Source organism: Acidovorax sp. GW821-FHT10E03, from assembly GCF_059415205.1.
On sequence record NZ_JBWKMU010000006.1, the window covers coordinates 162,576 to 183,650 of the forward strand.

Below are 21,075 nucleotides of genomic sequence, written 5' to 3' on the forward strand. Positions count from 1 at the left end.
AAGGACTCCTCCCCATGCTGCAACACATCCGCCAGCGCCTGAACGACATGCGCACCCTGCACCGGCTGTGCACGCGCGCCGAGCACCACGCCCGCGCCCGGGGCCAGCCGCAACCGGGCGCGGAGCACTTCCTGCTGGCCGCCATCGAGCTGCCCGACGGCTCCGCGCGCCGCGCTTTCGCGCGCGTTGGCGCGAACCCGGACGCCCTGCCCGCCGCGATCGAACAGCAGTACCGCGATGCGCTGGCGCAGATCGGCATTGATGCCGAAATGCCGCCCGCCGCACCCTGTGCGCCGCAGGCCGGGATCTACCGCGCGCAGCCCTCCGGCGAGGGCCTCATCCAGGCACTGGCGGAGGCCCGCAAGGGCCAGCCCGGCCCCTTGCTGGGTGCGCACGTGGTGGCGCTCATCGCGGCCACGCCGCAGGGCGTGGCGGCGCGGGCATTGCGCGCGCTGCGGCTGGACCCCCACGCGCTGAGCCACGCCGCGCGGCAGGAGAGCGCCCCGCGCGCCTGAAGGCCAGGCCCACACCCCGGGGCGCCTGGATGACCGTGCAGCGGCCTAGCCGCCCGCATAGGCCTCCAGCCCGATCGCCACCACGGTGGCCACGTCGTTGCCCACCTCCGCCCGGAACTCCGCCTCGGCCTGCGCGACGGCATCGCGAAACGCCTGCAGCCAGGCCAGGCCCGTGGGCGTGAAGCACACGCGGCGCGCACGCGCATCCAGCGGATCGGCCTCGCGCGTGACCAAGCCCCAGGCCTCGCACTGGTCCACCAGGTTGGCCATCGCCTGCTTGGTCATGCCCGCGCGCTGGGCCAGGTCGGTCAGCCGGTCGCCCTGCAGCGCCAGGTGGCGCGTGATGTGCACGTGGGCGGCGCTCACCTGGTCGCGCGCCGCGAGGTTGGACAGCGCCAGCGGCACCTCCACGTTGTGCGCCATGAGTTGCAGCACGCGCGCGTCGAAGCGCCGCATGGCGTGGCCGAACAGGCGGCCCAGGTGGGTCTGGCGCCAGCCGTCTTCGGCGGGTGAAGGAAGAGGCATATCAGGCATCCGCACATTGTCAGGCAAACTGACTAAATTAAGCTTGAATGCCCCGCGACGACTCGCATAAACTACTGTTCAAGCATCCAGCCTGTGATTAACCGCAGAGCGGTGCAGGCACCCAACCCATTGTTTCTCAAGGAGTTTTCTCATGGACGTCGCAGTCAAAGGCACCAACCCCGCATTGCCCGTGAACACCGAAAAGGCCAAGGCCCTGGCCGCCGCGCTCGCCCAGATCGAGAAGCAATTCGGCAAGGGCACGATCATGCGCCTGGGCGAAGGCGAGGTGATCGAGGACATCCAGGTGGTCTCCACCGGCTCGCTGGGCCTGGACATCGCCCTGGGCGTGGGCGGCTTGCCGCGCGGCCGCGTGGTCGAGATCTACGGCCCGGAATCCTCGGGCAAGACCACGCTCACGCTGCAGGTGATTGCCGAGATGCAAAAACAGGGCGGCACCTGCGCGTTCGTGGACGCGGAACATGCCCTGGATGTGCAATACGCCCAGAAGCTCGGCGTGCAGCTGTCCGACCTGCTGATCAGCCAGCCCGACACCGGCGAGCAGGCCCTTGAAATCGTGGACAGTCTGGTGCGCTCGGGCGCCGTGGACCTGATCGTCATCGACTCGGTGGCCGCGCTCACGCCCAAGGCCGAAATCGAAGGCGAGATGGGCGACGCCCTGCCCGGCCTGCAGGCCCGTCTCATGAGCCAGGCGCTGCGCAAGCTCACGGCCACGATCAAGAAGACCAATTGCATGGTCATCTTCATAAACCAGATCCGCATGAAGATCGGCGTGATGTTCGGCAGCCCCGAAACCACCACCGGCGGCAACGCGCTCAAGTTCTACGCCTCGGTGCGCCTGGACATCCGCCGCACCGGCACCATCAAGAAGGGCGACGAGGCCATCGGCAACGAAACCAAGGTCAAGGTGGTCAAGAACAAGGTGTCGCCGCCGTTCAAGACGGCCGAGTTCGACATCCTGTTCGGCGAGGGCATCAGCCGCGAGGGCGAGATCATCGACATGGGCGTGACCGCCAAGATCGTGGAGAAGTCGGGCGCCTGGTACGCCTACAACGGCGAGAAGATCGGCCAGGGCCGCGACAACGCGCGCGAGTTCCTGCGCGAGAACCCCGACCTGGCCCGCGAGATCGAGAACAAGGTGCGCGAGGGCCTGGGCATTGCGCTGCTGCCCGACGCGCTGCAGGCCCCTGCCGCCGCGGCCGAATGACCGCCACAATTCAAGCCAGATTGCCTTCCAGCGCTTGATTGACAAGCGCTGGCAGCTATTGAATTGAAAGCAAAGAAGAGGCCATGGGGTTCACCACGCTCTCGCTCAAGGGGCGGGCGCTGCGGCTGCTGAGCCAGCGCGAGCACTCGCTCGCTGAACTGCGGCGCAAGCTCGCGCCGCATGTGCAGGAGGGCGACGACCTGCAGGCCCTGCTGGAAGACCTGCAGGCGCGCGACTTCATCAGCGAGGCCCGGGTGGTGGAATCCGTGCTGCACCAGCGCGCGGGCCGCCTGGGTTCCCAGCGCATACGGCAGGAGCTGCACGCCAAGGGCATCGGCCCCGAGGCGATTCAGCACGCCCTCGACCAACTCAAAGGCAGCGAATGGGCACGCGCCCATGCACTGTGGCTGCGCAAATTTGGCGCCGTGGCGGACGATGCGCAGCAACGTGCGCGGCAAGTCCGCTTTCTGACCGCACGCGGGTTTTCGGGCGAGATCACCCGGCGCGTCGTGCGTGGCGAAGCACCCGAAATCCAGGGCGAGATCTAGGGCCGGTCACGCGGGCAGGGGCGGCGCCCCAAGGCCCCGGGACCCAGAAGACAGCACAGGCGGCCACGCTCCGGAGCCGCCTGTTGTCCCCACCGATCCCCGCCGTCAGAGGCCCAGCATCAGCTGCAGGTTCTGCACGGCCGCGCCGCTGGCGCCCTTGCCCAGGTTGTCCAGGCGCGCGATCAGCACCGCGTGCCGGTACTCTTCGTTGGCGAACACGCGCAGCTCCAGCTTGTTGGTGTCGTTCAGCGCGGTCGCATCCAGCTTGCCGTCGGCCGTGGCGGGCAGCACGCTGACCCACTGCTCGGGTGTATTGCTCCTGGCGTAATGCGCCGCCAGCGCGTCGTGCAAATCGGCCGCCTTGGGCGCGCCGGGCAGCAGGTCCAGATGCAGCGGCAGCTGCACCAGCATGCCCTGGCGGAAGTTGCCTACCGACGGCACGAAGATGGGCCGGCGGGTGATGCCCGTGTAACGCATGATTTCGGGCAGGTGCTTGTGCTGCAGCGTGAGCGCATAGGCCTCGAACAACGGCGCCGTGCCGGCCTCATAGGCCTCGATCATGGTCCGGCCGCCGCCCGAGTAGCCGCTGACCGAGGGCAGGGCGAGCGGGAAGTCCGGGGGCACCAGGCCCGCATCCACCAGCGGGCGCAGCAGCGCAATCGCACCGGTGGCATAGCAGCCGGGATTGGCCACGCGGTCCGCCTGCGCGACCGCTTCGCGCTGGCCGGCGGCCAGCTCGGGAAAGCCGAACACCCAGCCGGGCGCCGTGCGGTGGGCCGTGCTGGCGTCGATCACCTTGACCTTGCGGCCCATGCTCCGGGCAATCTCGTCCACCATCGCCACGGTGTCACGCGCAGCATCGTCGTGCAGGCACAGGATCACCAGATCCACGCCGGCAATCAGGTCGCGTTTCGCGGCAGGGTCCTTGCGCAACTCGGGCGCGATGCTGACCAGCTCGATCTGCGGCATGGCCTGCAGGCGCTCACGGATCTGCAGGCCCGTGGTGCCGGCTTCGCCATCGATAAAGACTCTGGACATAAGGGTGCTCCTGCAAAAAATGGGCAGCAAAGTCTGCCAAGAAACCACGAGAAAAGCCAAGAAACTGCCACCCGGCAGGCGCGGCGAAGCCGTCAGCCACGCACAAGGATGGTGCATTGCAACATGATACAGTCGCTGGTTGCCATGTCCCCAGCCCGCGGCCAGACATTTTGTTGTTCATGGCAAACGGGTAACCACCATCCTTCCCTGAGAGAGACCTCATGAAGATTCACGAATACCAAGGCAAGGAAATCTTGCGCAATTTTGGTGTGCCCGTTCCGCGCGGCATTCCCGCATTCACGGTGCAAGAAGCCGTGGAAGCAGCCCAGAAACTGGGCGGCCCCGTGTGGGTCGTCAAGGCCCAGATCCACGCCGGTGGCCGTGGCAAGGGCGGCGGCGTGAAGGTTGCCAAGACCATCGACGACGTCAAGCGCATCGCTGGCGAGATCCTGGGCATGCAGCTCAAGACGCACCAGACCGGCCCCGAAGGCCAGAAGGTCCGCCGCCTGTACATCGAAGACGGCGCCGACATCAAGAACGAACTGTACGTCTCGCTGGTCACCGACCGCGCCACGCAGAAGGTGGCCCTGATCGCTTCGAGCGAAGGCGGCATGGACATCGAGGAAGTGGCGCACTCCACGCCCGAGAAGATCATCACCGAGATGATCGATCCGATTGCCGGTATCACCACCGAGCAGAGCAAGAAGGTCGCAGCCGCCATCGGCCTGACCGGTGCTTCCATTGACCAGGCCGTGGACATCTTCGCCAAGATCTACAAGTGCTACATGGACACCGACGCGTCGCTGGTGGAAATCAACCCGCTGAATTGCGACTCCAAGGGCAATCTGATGGCCCTGGACGCGAAGTTCAACTTCGACGCCAATGCGCTGTTCCGCCACCCTGACATCGTGGCTTTCCGCGATCTGGACGAAGAAGATCCAGCCGAAGTGGAAGCATCCAAGTTCGACCTGGCCTACATCAGCCTGGACGGCAACATCGGCTGCCTGGTGAACGGTGCCGGCCTGGCCATGGCGACCATGGACACCATCAAGCTGTTCGGCGGCGAGCCGGCCAACTTCCTGGACGTGGGCGGCGGCGCCACCCCCGAGAAGGTCACCGAAGCCTTCAAGATCATGCTCAAGAACCCCAAGGTCGAAGGCATCCTGGTCAACATCTTCGGCGGCATCATGAAGTGCGACACCATCGCCACCGGCGTGATCACCGCCTGCAAGGCCGTGAACCTGAACGTGCCGCTGGTCGTGCGCATGAAGGGCACGAACGAAGAGCTGGGCAAGAAGATGCTGGCCGAGTCCGGCCTGCCCATCATCGCCGCAGACACCATGGCCGAAGCTGCGACCAAGATCGTTGCTGCCGTCAAGTAAGCCCGGAGAACACACATGTCGATCTACATCAACAAAGACACCAAGGTCATCACCCAGGGCATCACGGGCAAGACCGGCCAGTTCCACACCGAAAAGTGCCAGGAATACGCGAACGGCAAGAACTGCTTCGTGGCAGGCGTGAACCCCAAGAAGGCCGGCGAGTCGATCTTCAACATCCCGATCTACGCCTCCGTCAAGGAAGCCGCATCGCAGACCGGCGCCACCGTGTCGGTGATCTACGTGCCGCCCGCAGGCGCTGCTGATGCGATCTGGGAAGCTGTGGAAGCCGACCTGGACATGGCCATCTGCATCACCGAGGGCATTCCGGTCAAGGACATGCTGATGGTGCGCAACAAGATGAAGGCCAAGGAAGCCGCCGGGGGCAAGAAGACCCTGCTGCTGGGCCCGAACTGCCCCGGCCTCATCACGCCCGACGAAATCAAGATCGGCATCATGCCCGGCCACATCCACCGCAAGGGCCGCATCGGCGTCGTGAGCCGCTCCGGCACGCTGACGTACGAAGCCGTGGCCATGTTGACCGAAGTGGGCCTGGGCCAGTCGAGCGCCGTGGGCATTGGTGGCGACCCCATCAATGGCTTGAAGCACATCGACGTGATGAAGGCGTTCAACGATGATCCGGACACCGACGCCGTGATCATGATCGGCGAAATCGGCGGCCCTGACGAAGCCGAAGCCGCCCAGTGGTGCAAGGCCAACATGAAGAAGCCTATCGTGGGCTTCATCGCTGGCGTGACCGCGCCTCCCGGCAAGCGCATGGGCCATGCCGGCGCGCTGATCTCCGGCGGCGCCGACACGGCCGATGCCAAGCTCGCCATCATGGAAGAGTCGGGCTTCATCATCACCCGCAACCCGTCGGAGCTGGGCAAGCTGCTCAAGGCCCAGCTCAAGTAAGCTGCCGGCCCTACACCGGCACGGGCATTCGTAAGCACAACTACGGACGCCCGCAGCCGCAAGGCCCGATAAACTGGCCGCTCCAATAAAAAGAGAAGCGCTCGGAACCCTGGTTCCCGGCGCTTCTTGCATTCATAACAGTGGAGTTCAGTATGGAGTTTGTGCAAAGTGCCGATTTCTGGATCGGCCTGATGAAGATCGTCTGGATCAACATCATTCTTTCGGGCGACAACGCCGTCGTCATCGCCCTGGCGGCCCGGTCCCTCCCTCCCCATCAGCAGCGCAAGGCGGTTTTCTGGGGGTCTGGCGCGGCAGTGGTGCTGCGCATCCTGCTCACCGTGGTGGCAGCCAAGCTGCTGGAGCTCTCGTTCCTGCAGATCGTCGGCGGCTGCCTGCTGCTGTGGATCGGCTTCCAGCTGCTCAGTGACGATGAGGAAGAGGAAGGCGAGTCGAAGGCCTATGGCAGCCTCATGGCGGCGGTGCGCACCATTCTCATTGCGGACCTCGTGATGAGCCTGGACAACGTGATCGCCGTTGCCGCTGCGGCGCACGGCAACGTGCTGCTGCTGGTGCTCGGCCTGGCCATCAGCATTCCGCTCGTGATCTTTGGCAGCACGCTGATGATCAAGCTCATGGAGCGCTTCCCCGCCATCGTGCTGATGGGGGCCGCCTTGATTGGATGGGTGGGGGGCGAAACCATTGCCAATGACGCAGCGCTGCATGGCTATGTGGTGGCGCATCCTTCGCTGCACTATGTGGCCGCGGCGCTTGGCGCGCTGCTGGTGGTGGGCGCCGGGAAATTCTGGCCCCACAGGGCCCGGCGGGAATCGGCGGCCTGATTACGCCCATCACATGGTGCAACAAATTGTTGCACCATGTGACAAAAGTGGCACCCCCACAGCGTGGCGGCCGCCTCGCCACGACAAGAAGGGCATCCGTGCCTGCAGGGGCCCAGCGGCGCTGCGGTAACGGCGACGGCCGCGCACCCTGCCCGCCCGGGCGCAGATATTGCTTTTACCCACACAAATACAGTGTGGAACCAATAGCAAGTGGGACGAACAACCTCGGGTCGGTGGCTGGGCATGTGGCGGACCGATGGGTTTCGGGGCGCAGTGGCCTCGGCGGTGGTCATTGCGCTGTGTGCGGCCGCTGGTGTCTTCCAGTCCCTGGAATACCGCGTGTATGACGCAGCGAGCAGTGTCGCCACGCCACCCCCCTTGCCTGAAATTGTCATCGTCGGCATGGACGATGCCAGCCTGGCAGCGCTGGGAAGCGCACCCTGGTCCCGCGATGTCTACGCCCGGCTCGTCGACCAGCTGGCGGCCGCGGGCGCCAAGACCATTGTCTTAACCCCTTCCTTCGCCACCCCTGAATCCGACCGCGGCCTTGCCTACGTCCGCAAGGTGCGGGAGACGCTTGCGCGTGCCGGAGACACATCTCCGCTGGCCGCCGAGTTGGGCCGTGCCACCGCCGAGGCGGAGCAGGCGCTCGACACCGATGGCCGCCTCGCGGCCAGCATCCAGCGCGCCGGCAATGTGTTCCTGGCCTCAAGCTATGCCCTGGCCGGAGGAAAGGCCACGCCGCTGCCCCCCTATGCGCACCGCAGCGTCCTGCCCGACTCCGGGTCCTTCGCCACGCCCGCCACGTCGGCCCGGCACCCCATCGCGGAACTCGGCTCCGTGGCGGCAGGCGTCGGCCACCTGTCCATGGAAGCGGATGACGACGGCCGCGTGCGCCGCATCCCACTGCTGCTGCGGTATGACGGAGTCGCGGTGCCCTCGCTGGCATTGCTGGCAACGCGGCACAGCCTGCATCTGGGCCCGAACGAGATCCGCACCCAGGACGAGCCGCGCGGTGTGCGTGTGGGCGGACTGCACATTGCCACGGACGAGGTCGCCGCCATGCACCCGCGCTTTCATGCCGCGCAGGATGGCGCGACACCGTTTCCCACGGTGTCCTTTGCCCAGGCGCTCAGCGGCAAGGTGCCCCTTCACACCTTCAAGGACAAGGTCGTCTTGGTGGGGGACACCAGCGAGGCACTGGCGGCCCTCTGGGTTCAGCCGGGCGCACGGACGATGTACCCGGTCGAGATGCTCGCGCACACCGTCTCCGCCATGCGGCAGGGCCTCGGTGTGCAAAGGCCCTCCTGGGCGCCCGCGGCTGCATGGGGAGCGGTGCTGGGGGCCTGGCTCTTCGTGGCCTTGGTTCTTCCCCGGCTTTCACGCGCCGCGGGATGGGCGCTGAGCGCAGTGCTGCTGTTGCTCCTGGCAGGCACCGAATGGGGCTTGCTGCGCCATGCCGGGCAGTGGATATCGTTGGTACCCGGCGCCCTGGCCTTGCTCGTGGGGGTGGTGGCATTCACCGCGCTGCGCATGGGGGGAGGCAGCACCCAGGAATCGTCCGGGGAAGCCGCCGAAACCGACCGCATGATGGGGCTGGCCCTGCAAGGGCAGGGGCAGCTCGACATGGCATTCGAGCGCCTGCGCAAGGTACCTCCCAGTGATGCCTTGATGGACAACCTGTACCACCTGGCGCAGGACTTCGAGCGCAAGCGCAACTTTGCCAAGGCCAAGTCCGTCTACAAGCACATCCTGCAGCACAACCGCGCCTACAAGGATGCATATGCCCGCTACAAGCGCGTGCGGGCCCAGCTGCAGAAGGACGCGGATGGCCCGCCCTCCAGCACGCCCGCGTCGGTCCCGCCGGCCTCGCCGCGCCTGCCGGGCGATGCCACAGCCGGTATCCCGATGCTCGGTCGCTACCGGATCGACAAGGAGATCGGCAAAGGAGCGATGGGCGTCGTCTACCTGGGACGGGATCCGAAGATCGGGCGCGTGGTCGCCATCAAGACGCTGGCCCTGGGAGAGGAATTCGAAGGGGACGCGCTGATCGACGCGAGGGCCCGCTTCTTCCGCGAGGCGGAAACCGCGGGACGCCTGCAGCATCCCTACATCGTGACGATATTCGATGCCGGCGAAGAACACGACCTCGCCTACATCGCCATGGAATTCCTCAAGGGCTCCGACCTGACGCAGGCATGCCGGGCCGGGCAGCTCCTGCCCGTGGACACCGTGCTGTCCATTGCGGCCCGCGTCGCCGAGGCACTGGACTATGCCCATGCGCACAACGTGGTGCACCGCGATATCAAGCCGGCCAACATCATGTTCGACGCCGCCACGGACGCCGTGAAGGTGACGGACTTTGGCATCGCGCGCATCACGGACTCCAGCAAGACGCGCACGGGGATGGTCCTGGGCACCCCCAGCTTCATGTCGCCCGAGCAGCTCGCGGGCAAGAAGGTGGATGGCCGATCGGACCTGTATTCCTTGGGCGTCACGCTGTTCCAGCTGCTGACCGGGTCCTTGCCGCTGCGCGGCGAGTCGATGACCGAGCTCATGCACAAGATCGCCAGCGTGGACGCACCCGACATCCACCAGCTGCGGCCGGAGCTTTCATCCGCGGTGGCCCGCGTGGTGGCCCTGGCCCTCCAGAAGCGCCCGCAGGCGCGCTACCAGACGGGGCGGCAATTCGCTTCCGACCTGCGCCAGGCAGGCGCAGCATCCTCGGCGCCGGAAGTGTTACCGAGCCCGGAAGCAGTCGTCTATGATGCGGACCGCGATGCAACAGGGCATGAAATGGCGGATTTTCAGGAAACCGTGATGGAGCCACCCGCCGGGCGGGGTGCGGCATCCCCGCCGATTCCAGGCGCCCGATGACGCACGCCTCCACATCCATGACCTACGAATTTTTCGCGCGGACCGACAAAGGCCGCGTGCGCACCAACAATGAAGACGCGGTGGCGGTCGACCGGGATGCGCAGGTCGCCATCCTGGCCGATGGCATGGGCGGATACAACGCCGGCGAAGTGGCAAGCGGCATGGCCACCACCTTCATCCGCACCGAGATGGCCCGCTGGCTGGGGCAGGCAGGCGGCACGCCGCAATCCACCGACGTACGCCGCGCCCTGGAAATCTGCGTGGAGAACGCCAACCACGCGATCCTTGGAGCGTCGCTGTCCAACCCCCAGTACGCAGGGATGGGCACCACGCTGGTGGTGGGGGTCTTCCACGGCAGCCGCCTCATCCTCGGGCACATCGGCGACTCCCGCTGCTACCGCGTGCGGGACGGCGTCCTGCAGCAGATCACGCGCGACCACTCCTGGCTTCAGGAACAGGTGGATGCCGGCTTGCTCACCGCACAGCAAGCGGCCCTGTCGTCCAACCGCAACCTGGTCACCCGCGCGCTGGGCGTGGAGCCCAACGTCATGATGGAAGTCAACGAATTCCAGGTCGCGCCGAATGACTTGTTCCTGATGTGTTCGGACGGGCTCACGGACATGGTCGCGGACGCGGACCTGGCGGAACTGGTGCGGGCACCTGTTCCCCTGGAGGAAAAAGCCACACTGCTCATCGACACCGCCAATGCGAATGGTGGCCGTGATAACGTGAGCGTACTGCTGGTGCAAGCGGCCGCGGGAGGCAAGAAGCGCGGCCTTATGTCCCGATTGCTAGGGGCCGCGTGAGTGGCCGCTACTACAACAATTACTCATCACATCAGGAGTGGATCATGCCCAGAATGATCGTTTCAATCGACGGGGTTGTCATCAAGGAAGTGCAACTGACCAAGGAGCGGACCACGCTGGGCCGGCGCCCCTACAACGACATCGTGATCGACAACCTCGCTGTGAGCGGCGAGCATGCCGTCATCCACATGGCGGGCCAGGATGTGGAGATTGAAGACCTGGGCAGCACCAACGGCACCTACGTCAATGCCAAGGCCGTCAAGCGGCAGGAACTGCGCAACGGCGACACGGTCGAGGTGGGCAAGTACAAGATCCGCTTCCTGCACGAGGCCGAGGGGCAGAACTTCGAGAAGACCATGATCTTCAAGCCCGGCATGGTCCCGCCCGTCGGCGCAGCCGCGCGCCCCGCAGTTCCGGCGCCGGCTCCTGTTCCCATTTCCGCGGTCATCCGGGTCATGTCGGGAGCCGCCGCCGGGCGTGAAGTGTCGCTGCAGAAGGTGGTCACCACCATTGGCAAGCCTGGCGTGGCGGTTGCCTCCATCACCAAGCGCCATCAAGGATTCGTGCTGGCCCATGTGGAAGGTCCCGACATGCCGTTGCTCAACGGCGCCTCCATCGGAACATCGCCCGTGCCGCTCAAGAACGGTGACCGGCTCGAACTGGCCGGCACGGAAATGCAGTTCGAACAGAGCTGACCGCCACCGCCGGACTGCAGCAGCCCCATAGGCGGCTCATTCCGGCCCACTGCCCCTGGAATTCGTGCGCAATCCCGTCTTGCACCTGTTCTGGCGCCATGGGCGGCGCATGGCGGTCACGTTGATTCCGCTGGTATTTGCGCTGCTGCACATTGCAGGCGTTCTTCATCTCCAGGTCCTGGAGCGGCTGGAAAACATCATCTACGACACCCGGCTGCGCGCCACCATGCCGCGCACGCTGGACGAGCGCATCGTCATCGTCGACATCGACGAGAAAAGCCTGGAGCGGGTGGGGCATTGGCCCTGGGGGCGGGACAAGCTCGCCACCCTGAGCCGTGAATTGTTCGAGCGCCAGCAGGTGGCGGTCGTGGGCTTCGACGTCCTCTTTGCGGAAGCCGACGGAAGCTCGGGACTCTCGAGCCTCGAGCAGCTGGCCCGGGGCCCCTTGCGGGCCCAGGCAGGGTTCAAGGAACAACTCGTGCGCCTGGCCCCGGCGCTCGACTATGACGCGCTCTTCGCCCGGTCGCTCCAGGGGCGGCCGGCGGTTCTGGGCTACTACCTCACCAGCGACCGGGACGGAAGGACAAAAGGCGTGTTGCCCGCGCCAGCGCTCTCCCCGGAGCGGCTGCGCGGGCTGCCGCTGAAAACCACTTCCTGGGGCGGTTATGGCAGCAACATCGAAGAGCTTGCCAGCGCCGTGCCCGCCGCAGGCTTTTTCAACTCCATCACCGATGACGATGGCGTCGTCCGCTCCCTCCCCCTGCTTGCGGAGCACCAGGGGAAGTACTACGAATCCCTCGCGCTGGCGATGTTTCGCACGGTGCTTGGCATGCCGGAAGTGCACCCCGGCTTTGCCAGCCCCCTTCCTGAAGGCGGATATGACACGCTGCAGAGCGTCGTGCTGCGCCAGGATGGCCGCGCGCTGGCATTGCCCGTGGACGCCCAGCTCGCAACCCTCATCCCCTTTCGCGGCCCCGGGGATGTCGGCGGTGGGTCGTTCCGGTACATCTCCGCGTCCGACGTCCTGGAGGGCAAGCTCCCTTCCCATAGCCTTCAGAACCAGCTGGTGCTGGTGGGCTCGACCACGCCCGGCTTGCTGGACCTGCGCGTGACCCCGGTGGGCCGCACCTACCCAGGCGTGGAGACGCACGCCAACATGCTCTCGGCCTTTCTGGACGGGAAAAGCATCGTGCGGCCAGACTACGCCGTGGGCTTTGATGCCGTGCAGCTGCTCATCGCAGGCCTTTTGCTGGCGGTGGCGCTGCCAGCGCTTTCGGCGACCTCCGCGGTCTTGCTCAGCCTTGGGACCGTCTCAGTCCTTGCCGTGCTCAATCTCTGGCTCTACCTCGCCCATGGCCTGGCCATGCCATTGGCTACCGTGGTGGTGATGGCGGTGTTCGCATTCGCCCTGAACATGGTCTACGGCTACTTTGTGGAAAGCCGCTCCAAGCGGGAACTGGCTGCGCTGTTTGGCACGTATGTGCCGCCGGAACTGGTGGACGAGATGGTCAAGCAGCCCGACAAATACAGCATGCAGGCCAGCAACCAGGAACTGACCGTCATGTTCTGCGATATGCGGGGGTTTACGGCCATGTCGGAACAGATGGAACCGCTGCAACTCCAAGCCCTGCTCAACGAGGTGTTCAGCCGGCTCACCCACATCATTCGCAGTCATCGCGGCACCATCGACAAGTACATGGGGGACTGCGTGATGGCGTTCTGGGGAGCGCCGGTGGCTACGCCAGACCATGCGCAACTGGCGGTGCGGGCAGCGCTGGACATGGAGCAGACAGTGGAACAGATCAATCTGTCGCATCGGGAGCGCAAGCTACCGGAGATTGGTATCGGCATAGGACTCAACACCGGCACCATGTGTGTGGGCGACATGGGCTCGGAAATGAGGCGCAGTTACACGGTCATCGGCGACGCGGTCAACTTGGGATCTCGTCTAGAGGGCCTGTCCAAGCACTATGGCGTTCGCACCGTGGCGAGTGAATCCACCCAAGCCCAGGCACCAGGTTTTGTCTGGCAAGAGTTGGATCGGGTGCGCGTCAAGGGCAAGGCTCAGGCAGTGGCTATCTATTCGCCGGTTGCCGCACTGCACGCCACGATGCCTCAGAAAGCGGAAGAATTATCCATATGGAAGCACTTTCTGGACGCCTATCGCGCCCAGGACTGGGCACAATGCGACAAACTGCTGGTGAGCTTGCAGCAAACTACCGTGCCCTCTGCCATCTATGACATGTATGCGTCCCGCGTGCAAACCTTACAAGGGCAGCTCTTCGACCCAGAATGGGACGACGCCACCAATTTCGACACTAAATAGACAGGTTGGCCCATGAAGGTTCGTGTATTGGGCTGCTCCGGGGCCATCGCCAAAGATTGCCGGACTACTTCCTTCCTCATCGACGATAGCATTCTGGTCGATGCGGGTACGGGGGTGGGCGACCTGACACTGGACGAGATGCGCAAGATCGACCATGTGTTTCTGACGCATTCCCATCTGGATCACATCGCGGCGTTGCCGCTGATGCTCGACGCCGTGTCGTCGCTTCGCCAAGCCCCTGTGCAAATTCACGCTTTGCGGCCGACAATTGAGGTGCTGCGCAAACACATCTTCAACGATATCATTTGGCCTGACTTCGCACGTATCCCTTCGACAGACAGTCCATTCATGCGGTTTTGTCCGCTCAATGTGGGCGAACAATGTACTTCCGCTGGTGTGGTCGTGGAGGTCCTTCCAGCAGTCCACACCGTGCCCGCGGTGGGCTATGCCATTCAAGGACTGCAAGGATGGTGGGTCTTCAGCGGTGATACCGAACGGAACTCGGCCTTCTGGGACCGGGTGAACCAGTTGCCTGTTGCCATGCTCGTCATGGAGACCGCATTTAGCGAACGCGAGAGAGCCCTGGCCCGCCGTAGCTTGCACCTGTCGCCTCGGTCGTTGTTGGCAGAATTGCGCCTGTGCGAACAGCGTGGCTGTCCGGTGTACATCACCCACACCAAGCCGGCTGAAACGGAAGTCATCATGGGCGAGATACGGGAGCTGCTTGCCGACAAGACTGTCAATCTTTCGGATGAGGGGACCCCATTTAGCATCCAGTGGTTACAGGCAGGACAGGAATTCACCTTGTAGACCAGCGTTGTTCACGCACGCGCCCCCTCGTCGGCTGCGCAGCTTCAATGACAAATCCTGCACAACTGGCAACAAAACATGGAATCGATGACAGTCGTGACGGAACAAAAATGTCACCCCATCCTCCGTAGCCGCATATTAGGCTGCGCCAGCGAGCTGGGATCGTGCAGAGTGGACTCACTGCCTTTGGCAGACACCAAGCTGGCATGAGAAATGCTGCATCATGATCAGACCTGGAGAATTCTTCTGCAGGTTGTTAATTGCAATCGACCTCCAAGGAGTTTCTTATGAAGCGCAATCTGCAAAAGGGTTTCACACTCATCGAACTGATGATCGTAGTGGCCATCATCGGTATTCTGGCTGCTGTGGCACTGCCTGCTTACCAAGACTACACCATCCGCGCCAAGGTATCTGAAGGCCTGAGCTTGGCATCGGCCGCGAAGACGGCAGTTGCAGAAACATTTGCGAATACCACGCAAGGCACGATTGAAGCCTATGCTGGCACCGGTGCGATTGTCGCTCCCGCGCTTGGAAACACCACGTATGGATATGAATATACCGCCGGCACCAATGTAGCTTCTATTGCGATTGCAGCGACTACCATTGCTGTTCCCGTCGCAGCTAATTCTGGTCGAATCACCGTTACCTATGCCGGTTCCCTTGGAACCACTTTGGGCAATCCGTTGTTGCTCACTCCCGGCGCTGGCACGGTAACCAATTCCGCCGTACCAAGTGGTCCTTTGACAGCAGGCGCTCCTGTTGTCTGGGGTTGCGGCATTGCTGCCACCGCCTCTTTCAAGTATGTTCCGGCCAACTGCCGCTTTAACAACGTCTAATAAAGGCGATTGGAGAAAGGCCGCCTTGTGCGGCCTTTTTTTTGGTGAATCACATTTGAATGTTGCTGTGCTTTCATTCGTCACTCATTCAATTCAAGTGCCACTTCAGTTGTATGGAAGAGAGGAAGAAGGCATGAAACAGCACTTTCAATCGGGATTCACTTTGATCGAATTAATGATCGTAGTGGCCATCATCGGAATCTTGGCAGCGGTGGCACTGCCCATGTATCAAGATTACACCATCCGTGCCCGAGTTACAGAGGGCCTTAGCCTAGCTGGCACTGCCAAAACAGCGGTGGTGGATTCATTCTTTGCAACGCAAAGCGGCGGTATCTTGCCCTATGCTGGCACGGGTGCCCCGGTGGCGGGCAGCTATGGATATCAGTACGTCCCAGGAACGCATGTCACCTCGATTGCTATTGGCGCCATTGCAGACGTCTCTGCACCTGTATTGCCAGAAGGCCGCATCACGATCAACTACGGAGGTGGGGTAGGTTCTGTATTGGGGACTCCATTGGTTCTGACCCCCGGCAGCGGCATTGTGACCAACACCGCGGTCCCCGGGTCACCGCTCGCCGCCAGAGCTCCTGTAGTATGGGGCTGTGGAGTGGCCTTGATGACCGCCTTCCGCTATGTACCAGCCAATTGCCGCCATCCACTTTAAGGGGAAATCGTGGTTTATAGGAGTTGGTGTTTTTAACGTTTTTTGACTTACTTTGTCCCATGCGTATTCGCCACCGTGCCGCCCTAAAGGCCTCGACCACTCACTTGCTCGTGACCGTCATGATCGCCACGTTGGCCGCGATTCTGGTTTTTTATGTTTGGTATCCCTGGCCGTTCTATGAACTCGTTTCTGGCCGTGAATTGTTTTGGTTGGTAATTGGGGTTGATGTGGTATGCGGGCCGCTGCTGACCTTGGTGTTGTGGAATCCCGCTAAGTCTGCAAGAGAACTAACCCTCGACATGTCGCTCGTCGGTTTAATCCAAGCTGCAGCGCTGGCCTACGGAATGAGCACCGTGACAGATACTCGTCCTGTACGCTTGGTATTTGAGGTGGACCGTATTCGTCTGGTTTCGGCGGCAGAAGTCAACTCCGCCCATTTAGCGCATGCGGTAAAGGGACTTCAACAGCTCCCATGGATGGGGCCAGTGCTCGTTGGCATCCGGCAACCCAAAGATAATCAAGAGATGCTGGAAAGCATCGACATGTCACTGGAAGGGCTGGAGCCGTCACTGCGGCCGGACTGGTGGCAAACATATGATCTGTCGATTCCTCAGGTGTTGAAGGCGGGGCGGTCAATAGCCGTCTTGAGAGCTAATCGCCCAGCGGATGCAGAACGAATAAACACTGCGGTACGAGCTGCAAAAACTTCTGAATCCGATCTAATCTGGCTACCACTGACAGCTGGACGTAGATTTGATTGGGTAGTTTTTCTTCACAAATCAACTGCCTTGCCTGTGTCTTACGCCCGTATTGATGGTTTTTTCTGACAGCCTAGTCTCACCTCCCAGCTCGGCGAGCCTCTCGGTCACAAAACTCCCTGACTTGCCCCCATGCTTTTCCACTATGCACACATCGTGGATAGACATTCCCCTGTCAACGGCCTTGCACATGTCGTAAATAGTAAGTAGGGTTATCTGAACGGCGGTGAGTGCTTCCATTTCCACACCAGTAGGGCCAACCGTTTCCACTGTTGCAGAGCAAACTATGCCAATCGTTCCCGGCTGCCGCGCACCAGAATCTTCGAATTCAAGGGCAACGCGGGTGAGTGCCAGAGGATGACACAGAGGGATTAAGTCACTGGTTTTCTTCGCTGCCATGATGCCTGCGACACGCGCAATGCCAAGCACATCTCCCTTGTGGGTAGTACCGGATTGGATCAACGCCAGAGTGGCAGGCAGCATTTCAATCCGGCCCCTGGCCACTGCGATTCGGCGAGTAGCGGGTTTGGCACCAACGTCCACCATATGGGCTTTGCCTTGGGCGTCGAAGTGGGTGAGAGGCGAGGTGAAGATGGACATGCGAATGGAGCGAAACATTTAGAAGGCGAAGGCATCATACGGCGTTAGTACAGGGCAAGGCATGTGCATCGCCCTGCGGATGGGAAGGACCTTCGTGCGGAAATTTCAGCGAAAATGGCTTCGAGTGCCTATGCATAAAGCGGTAGCAGCTATATTTCTTGTAGCTCATGAGGCGTTGCATATGCCGTTGGCGGTGGCCCAGACCGATCTCCCCACCCTCGGCGACTCCAGCGACCTCACCACCAGCGCCGAGCGCCGCCTGGGTGACCGCATCATCCGCGAACTCTACCGGGATCCCGACTACATCGACGATCCTGTGATCGCGGACTATGTACAAGGCATATGGCGCCCGCTGATGGCTGCCGCCAAGGCACGCGGGGAACTCTCTTCCGAGCTGGATGAGCGCTTTGCCTGGGAAATCCTTCTGGGCCGGGACCGCACAGTCAATGCCTTCGCGCTGCCTGGGGGCTATCTGGGCCTGCACCTGGGGCTCGTCGGCGTCGTGACCAGCCGCGACGAACTGGCCTCTGTGCTGGCCCATGAACTCAGCCATGTCACCCAGCGCCATATCTCCCGCCTGGTCACCCAGCAAAGCAAACAGACGCCCCTGCTGCTGGGCGCGATGATTCTGGGTGCCCTGGCGGCCAGCAAGAACCCGGGTGCCACACAGGCGCTGGTGGTGGGAGGCCAGGCGCTGGCGATGCAGAACCAGCTCAATTTCTCGCGCGACATGGAGCGGGAGGCAGACCGCATCGGCTACGGCCTGATGGCGCCCGCGGGGTTCGCGCCGCAAGGATTCGTGAGCATGTTCGACAAGCTCCAGCAGGCCAACCGTCTTAACGACAACGGCTCCTGGCCCTATCTGCGCAGCCACCCGCTGACCACCGAGCGCATGGCGGACATGCACTCGCGCATTCCCCCGGGTGCCACCACCACGGCGGCAGCGCCTTCCACGCTGGAACACGCGATGGTCGCGGCGCGTGCCAGGGTGCTGTCCAATCCGGGGGTCGACACCCTGCGCCAGTGGATCGCCGAGCCCCAGGGCACGGGGTTTACCTCCCAGCCCGCCACCCGGCGCGCCGCCGTGCTGTACGCGGCAGCCCTGGGCAGCAGCCAACTGCGGGATGCCACAGGCGCGCGCGCGACCGCAAAAAAACTGGAAGATCTGGTTCGCAGCGACGCCCCGGCCCACCGATTGGCAAGGCTGCTGGAGGCCGAAATTGAACTGGCGGCTGGCGAGGCAGGCGCCGCTGTGAACATGCTTTCCAGCGATGTGGGCGGCGGCGACAGCCATGGCGGCAACCGCCGCCCTGAACTGGTTCTGCGTTCACAGGCCCTCCTGCGTGCCGGGCGTGCGGCCGAGGGCGGCGGGCCACTGCAAAGCTGGGTTGCCACAAACCCCAGGGACGCCACGGCGTGGCAACTCCTGGCATCGACTTGGCAGGCCCAAGGCCAGCCGCTGCGGGCCGTGCGTGCGGAAGCGGAGGCGCACGCCGCGCGCTATGACTACGCGGCGGCGGTGGACCGTTTCAAGGCAGGCCAGGATCTCGCACGGCGTGGCGGACCGCAGGTGGACCACATCGAGGCATCCATCATCGACACGCGGCTGCGGGCCGTGGAGTCACTTCTTCGTGAACAGGCCGCCGAGCGCTGATTCGATCACCACGCCGAGCAGGGAGTAGATCAGCGATCCCAGCAACGCGGCGCCGAAGCCATTGACGTGAAAACCGTCCAGCACGCTGGCCGCCGCCCAGAACATCAGCGCATTGATGACGAAGAGAAAGAGGCCCACGGTGACGATCGTGACCGGCAGTGTCAGCACCACCAGCACCGGCCGCAACACCACGTTGAACAGGCCAATCACAAAGGCCGCGATCAATGCGGACGTGAAGCTTTGCACTTCCACGCCGCTGTAGACATAGGCCACGAACAGCAGCGACGCGGCGCTGAGCAGCCATTTCAGAAGGAGTTTCATGGCCGGAGAATAGCACCGGCCCGGCGTGAAAAGGAAATGCGCGAAGCAGGCCCCTCGCCCCCCGACGCCGGGAAGAAGGCGCCCATGCAGGCCCGCCGCCGGTCTACTCGAGTGCAAGCACCCACAACGCCCCGAAGCCCGTGAGCAGGCTGCCCAGCGTTCCGGGCAGCGGCGACCAGCGCTTGTTGTTGTCGGGACGGGCGGGCTCCTGGGGCATGTCGGTCTTCGGCCGGCGGGCATCCACCACCTGGGCGACAGACGCCCCCGCAGCCTGGAGCTGGTCCGTGAGTTCGGCCAGCGGCCCCTTGGCCAGCACCGTGGTCACCCTGCCCGCAGGCACCCGCAGCACGGGAAGAATCTGGGCGAACAGCTTGTCTGCCCACTTGAGCCGCCAGTTCTCCCGCGCGCTGTGGCTCACCCATTTGCTGATGCGGTGGGTCATTCGCGGCGCGCATGCCACCAGCACCCACTGCGTCTGGGCAGCCGCGTCACGGGCGAACAAGGGTGCCAGCACCTGCTGCGCATATGCCGCGTCGTCCACATACACGATGACTCTGTCCATACCGCCTCTCCTGTTGGTGCCAAGAACAAAGGGGGGCTGAACGCCCCCCTTTTTCTCCTGGCCGGTTCAGATTGTTGCCTCTATTCCTCAGCCCTGCTGCTCGGCTGGTGCCGCGGCCGCACGGCGTGCAAGGATGATCTTGCCCGCCAGCAAGACGAGCAGGGCACCGGCCACGCTGGCGCCGTACTTGATCACGTCCGTCTGCGGCAGCTTCAGCATCCATTGCCATTTGTCGGGGTTGGAGAAGGCGGGGTCCGTCACCAGCATGCCGCCAGCGATCCAGCCCAGCAGCATGCCGCCGAGCGTGATGATCATGGGGAAGCGCTCCATGAGCTTGATGACCAGCTGGCTGCCCCAGACGATGATCGGGATGGAGATCAGCAGGCCCAGCACCACCAGCAGGAACGAGTGGTCGCCCGCATTCTGTGCCGCGCCCGCGATGGCGATCACGTTGTCCACGCTCATCACGAGGTCGGCCACGATGATGGTCTTGATGGCGGCCAGCAGCTTGTCGCTGCCCTGCACGTCGCCGTGGCCTTCTTCATCGGGGGCCAGCAGCTTGACGCCGATCCACACCAGCAGCAGCGCGCCCACGAACTTGAGGAACGGCAGCGCCAGCAAGGTCATCGCGAAGGCGATCAGGATCACGCGCAGCACGATGGCGCCGGCTGTGCCCCAGATGATGCCCTTGGTCCGCTGTGCGGGAGGCAGCTTGCGGCAGGCCAGCGCGATGACCACCGCGTTGTCGCCGCCCAGCAGGATGTCGATGATGATGATCTGGCCGAGTGCGAGCCAGAATTCGGGCGAAGCCAAAAAGTCCATAAAGTCCTCAGTATCAATGTGCGCGAAGGAGGGTCTCGCCGCCACTGTAGCGCCGAGTCCGCCCAAGGGATAGAGGGCCCGCGGCAGGAGGATCAGGACGGCCCCGGGGCTGGGGCGTGAATGCGAAGGGCGGCCTTGATCAGCCCTGGCGGGCCCATCAAAGGTCTTGCTCAGTCCGGCGCCCTGGTGGGGTGCGCTGAACCCGGACCGCCGGAAGCGATGTTTCGCTTCGTATTGACGACGGTTCCGATGCCTCGCTTCCCAATCGCCAGCGCCTGGCCGTGCCGGAATGCAAGTCGGGAGCTACTCCCCTTCGAAGCGTCGATTGGAACATCGCCAGCACGGACGCGCAAGTGCGGC

General features: G+C 63.5%; 21 protein-coding genes. 15 read left to right on the top strand and 6 right to left on the bottom strand.

The window, feature by feature from the left end; translation table 11 throughout:
• The first annotated feature begins 14 nt into the window (after positions 1 to 14).
• Complete coding sequence (locus AC07OD_RS12375; protein ID WP_218297175.1) at positions 15 to 515, top strand: Clp protease N-terminal domain-containing protein; 501 nt, start codon at positions 15 to 17, stop codon at positions 513 to 515.
• Between the two features lie 45 nt (positions 516 to 560).
• Here AC07OD_RS12375 and AC07OD_RS12380 read toward each other — a convergent pair whose 3' ends face one another.
• Positions 561 to 1,049, bottom strand: coding sequence for a MarR family winged helix-turn-helix transcriptional regulator (locus AC07OD_RS12380; RefSeq protein WP_218339455.1), 489 nt, complete (start codon positions 1,047 to 1,049; stop codon positions 561 to 563).
• 142 nt (positions 1,050 to 1,191) lie between these two features.
• Between AC07OD_RS12380 and recA the strand changes: the two genes are divergently transcribed.
• Complete coding sequence (recA, locus tag AC07OD_RS12385; protein WP_218297173.1) at positions 1,192 to 2,265, top strand: recombinase RecA; 1,074 nt, start codon at positions 1,192 to 1,194, stop codon at positions 2,263 to 2,265.
• Positions 2,266 to 2,348: 83 nt separating this feature from the next.
• Entirely contained in the window at positions 2,349 to 2,813 is a 465-nt protein-coding gene (gene recX, locus AC07OD_RS12390; RefSeq protein WP_494596890.1) for a recombination regulator RecX, read from the top strand.
• 105 nt (positions 2,814 to 2,918) lie between these two features.
• Here the strand turns inward: recX and argC are convergent, their stop codons facing one another.
• Positions 2,919 to 3,851, bottom strand: coding sequence for an N-acetyl-gamma-glutamyl-phosphate reductase (argC, locus tag AC07OD_RS12395; protein WP_494596892.1), 933 nt, complete (start codon positions 3,849 to 3,851; stop codon positions 2,919 to 2,921).
• Positions 3,852 to 4,072: 221 nt separating this feature from the next.
• Here argC and sucC point away from each other — a divergent pair, with 221 nt between their 5' ends.
• The 11 genes from sucC to tfpZ all read left to right on the top strand — a co-directional run bounded on the left by sucC (position 4,073) and on the right by tfpZ (position 16,825).
• The gene (gene sucC / locus AC07OD_RS12400) at positions 4,073 to 5,233 is read left to right on the top strand and encodes an ADP-forming succinate--CoA ligase subunit beta (RefSeq protein ID WP_218339453.1); all 1,161 of its coding nucleotides are present in this window, start codon (positions 4,073 to 4,075) and stop codon (positions 5,231 to 5,233) included.
• Between the two features lie 15 nt (positions 5,234 to 5,248).
• Positions 5,249 to 6,145 carry a succinate--CoA ligase subunit alpha gene (gene sucD / locus AC07OD_RS12405; RefSeq protein ID WP_218297169.1) on the top strand — a complete coding sequence of 299 codons (897 nt, stop codon included), beginning with the start codon at positions 5,249 to 5,251 and terminating at the stop codon, positions 6,143 to 6,145.
• 152 nt (positions 6,146 to 6,297) lie between these two features.
• On the top strand, positions 6,298 to 6,984 hold the full coding sequence (locus AC07OD_RS12410) for a TerC family protein (protein ID WP_218339452.1): 687 nt from the start codon (positions 6,298 to 6,300) through the stop codon (positions 6,982 to 6,984).
• A 243-nt stretch (positions 6,985 to 7,227) separates the two neighbouring features.
• Positions 7,228 to 9,861: a CHASE2 domain-containing serine/threonine-protein kinase gene (locus tag AC07OD_RS12415; protein ID WP_494596895.1), complete on the top strand. Its 2,634-nt coding sequence runs from the start codon at positions 7,228 to 7,230 to the stop codon at positions 9,859 to 9,861.
• A gap of 17 nt (positions 9,862 to 9,878) precedes the next feature.
• Positions 9,879 to 10,667 (top strand): Stp1/IreP family PP2C-type Ser/Thr phosphatase, encoded by a 789-nt coding sequence (locus AC07OD_RS12420; RefSeq protein WP_218297166.1) that lies wholly within the window; start codon positions 9,879 to 9,881, stop codon positions 10,665 to 10,667.
• A gap of 44 nt (positions 10,668 to 10,711) precedes the next feature.
• Positions 10,712 to 11,362 carry an FHA domain-containing protein gene (locus tag AC07OD_RS12425; RefSeq protein ID WP_218297165.1) on the top strand — a complete coding sequence of 217 codons (651 nt, stop codon included), beginning with the start codon at positions 10,712 to 10,714 and terminating at the stop codon, positions 11,360 to 11,362.
• Between the two features lie 109 nt (positions 11,363 to 11,471).
• Complete coding sequence (locus AC07OD_RS12430) at positions 11,472 to 13,688, top strand: CHASE2 domain-containing protein (RefSeq protein ID WP_218297226.1); 2,217 nt, start codon at positions 11,472 to 11,474, stop codon at positions 13,686 to 13,688.
• A gap of 12 nt (positions 13,689 to 13,700) precedes the next feature.
• Positions 13,701 to 14,498: a 3',5'-cyclic-nucleotide phosphodiesterase gene (locus AC07OD_RS12435; protein WP_218297164.1), complete on the top strand. Its 798-nt coding sequence runs from the start codon at positions 13,701 to 13,703 to the stop codon at positions 14,496 to 14,498.
• 287 nt (positions 14,499 to 14,785) lie between these two features.
• Complete coding sequence (locus tag AC07OD_RS12440; protein ID WP_218297163.1) at positions 14,786 to 15,334, top strand: pilin; 549 nt, start codon at positions 14,786 to 14,788, stop codon at positions 15,332 to 15,334.
• 133 nt (positions 15,335 to 15,467) lie between these two features.
• Positions 15,468 to 15,998: a pilin gene (locus AC07OD_RS12445; protein ID WP_218297162.1), complete on the top strand. Its 531-nt coding sequence runs from the start codon at positions 15,468 to 15,470 to the stop codon at positions 15,996 to 15,998.
• A 59-nt stretch (positions 15,999 to 16,057) separates the two neighbouring features.
• Positions 16,058 to 16,825 carry a TfpX/TfpZ family type IV pilin accessory protein gene (tfpZ, locus tag AC07OD_RS12450; protein WP_494596897.1) on the top strand — a complete coding sequence of 256 codons (768 nt, stop codon included), beginning with the start codon at positions 16,058 to 16,060 and terminating at the stop codon, positions 16,823 to 16,825.
• Here tfpZ and moaC read toward each other — a convergent pair.
• Entirely contained in the window at positions 16,778 to 17,356 is a 579-nt protein-coding gene (gene moaC, locus AC07OD_RS12455; RefSeq protein WP_218297160.1) for a cyclic pyranopterin monophosphate synthase MoaC, read from the bottom strand. The genes tfpZ and moaC overlap by 48 nt on opposite strands.
• A 130-nt stretch (positions 17,357 to 17,486) precedes the next feature.
• On the opposite strand from moaC, the gene AC07OD_RS12460 reads away from it, so the two are divergent.
• Complete coding sequence (locus tag AC07OD_RS12460) at positions 17,487 to 19,010, top strand: M48 family metalloprotease (protein WP_494596900.1); 1,524 nt, start codon at positions 17,487 to 17,489, stop codon at positions 19,008 to 19,010.
• Here AC07OD_RS12460 and AC07OD_RS12465 read toward each other — a convergent pair.
• The 3 genes from AC07OD_RS12465 to AC07OD_RS12475 form a co-directional block, all read right to left on the bottom strand.
• A complete protein-coding gene (locus AC07OD_RS12465; protein WP_218297158.1) occupies positions 18,978 to 19,331 on the bottom strand; it encodes a phage holin family protein in 354 nt (117 codons plus the stop codon). The two genes, AC07OD_RS12460 and AC07OD_RS12465, sit on opposite strands and share 33 nt — an antisense overlap.
• 103 nt (positions 19,332 to 19,434) lie before the next feature.
• Entirely contained in the window at positions 19,435 to 19,893 is a 459-nt protein-coding gene (locus AC07OD_RS12470; RefSeq protein WP_218339445.1) for a hypothetical protein, read from the bottom strand.
• An 87-nt stretch (positions 19,894 to 19,980) separates the two neighbouring features.
• Positions 19,981 to 20,715, bottom strand: coding sequence for a TerC family protein (locus AC07OD_RS12475; RefSeq protein ID WP_218297156.1), 735 nt, complete (start codon positions 20,713 to 20,715; stop codon positions 19,981 to 19,983).
• Between the last annotated feature and the right edge of the window lie 360 nt (positions 20,716 to 21,075).

Excerpts from the sequence above, each read along its gene's own strand:
- AC07OD_RS12470 (WP_218339445.1), bottom strand. The coding sequence starts at position 19,893 with ATGGACAGAGTCATCGTGTATGTGGACGACGCGGCATATGCGCAGCAG.
- AC07OD_RS12445 (WP_218297162.1), top strand. The coding sequence starts at position 15,468 with ATGAAACAGCACTTTCAATCGGGATTCACTTTGATCGAATTAATGATC.
- AC07OD_RS12380 (WP_218339455.1), bottom strand. The coding sequence starts at position 1,049 with ATGCCTGATATGCCTCTTCCTTCACCCGCCGAAGACGGCTGGCGCCAG.
- sucC (WP_218339453.1), top strand. The coding sequence starts at position 4,073 with ATGAAGATTCACGAATACCAAGGCAAGGAAATCTTGCGCAATTTTGGT.
- tfpZ (WP_494596897.1), top strand. The coding sequence starts at position 16,058 with ATGCGTATTCGCCACCGTGCCGCCCTAAAGGCCTCGACCACTCACTTG.
- moaC (WP_218297160.1), bottom strand. The coding sequence starts at position 17,356 with ATGTCCATCTTCACCTCGCCTCTCACCCACTTCGACGCCCAAGGCAAA.
- AC07OD_RS12460 (WP_494596900.1), top strand. The coding sequence starts at position 17,487 with ATGCATAAAGCGGTAGCAGCTATATTTCTTGTAGCTCATGAGGCGTTG.
- AC07OD_RS12420 (WP_218297166.1), top strand. The coding sequence starts at position 9,879 with ATGACCTACGAATTTTTCGCGCGGACCGACAAAGGCCGCGTGCGCACC.
- AC07OD_RS12410 (WP_218339452.1), top strand. The coding sequence starts at position 6,298 with ATGGAGTTTGTGCAAAGTGCCGATTTCTGGATCGGCCTGATGAAGATC.
- AC07OD_RS12425 (WP_218297165.1), top strand. The coding sequence starts at position 10,712 with ATGCCCAGAATGATCGTTTCAATCGACGGGGTTGTCATCAAGGAAGTG.
- AC07OD_RS12475 (WP_218297156.1), bottom strand. The coding sequence starts at position 20,715 with ATGGACTTTTTGGCTTCGCCCGAATTCTGGCTCGCACTCGGCCAGATC.
- AC07OD_RS12435 (WP_218297164.1), top strand. The coding sequence starts at position 13,701 with ATGAAGGTTCGTGTATTGGGCTGCTCCGGGGCCATCGCCAAAGATTGC.
- recX (WP_494596890.1), top strand. The coding sequence starts at position 2,349 with ATGGGGTTCACCACGCTCTCGCTCAAGGGGCGGGCGCTGCGGCTGCTG.
- AC07OD_RS12415 (WP_494596895.1), top strand. The coding sequence starts at position 7,228 with ATGTGGCGGACCGATGGGTTTCGGGGCGCAGTGGCCTCGGCGGTGGTC.
- sucD (WP_218297169.1), top strand. The coding sequence starts at position 5,249 with ATGTCGATCTACATCAACAAAGACACCAAGGTCATCACCCAGGGCATC.
- AC07OD_RS12440 (WP_218297163.1), top strand. The coding sequence starts at position 14,786 with ATGAAGCGCAATCTGCAAAAGGGTTTCACACTCATCGAACTGATGATC.
- argC (WP_494596892.1), bottom strand. The coding sequence starts at position 3,851 with ATGTCCAGAGTCTTTATCGATGGCGAAGCCGGCACCACGGGCCTGCAG.
- AC07OD_RS12465 (WP_218297158.1), bottom strand. The coding sequence starts at position 19,331 with ATGAAACTCCTTCTGAAATGGCTGCTCAGCGCCGCGTCGCTGCTGTTC.
- AC07OD_RS12375 (WP_218297175.1), top strand. The coding sequence starts at position 15 with ATGCTGCAACACATCCGCCAGCGCCTGAACGACATGCGCACCCTGCAC.
- recA (WP_218297173.1), top strand. The coding sequence starts at position 1,192 with ATGGACGTCGCAGTCAAAGGCACCAACCCCGCATTGCCCGTGAACACC.
- AC07OD_RS12430 (WP_218297226.1), top strand. The coding sequence starts at position 11,472 with ATGGCGGTCACGTTGATTCCGCTGGTATTTGCGCTGCTGCACATTGCA.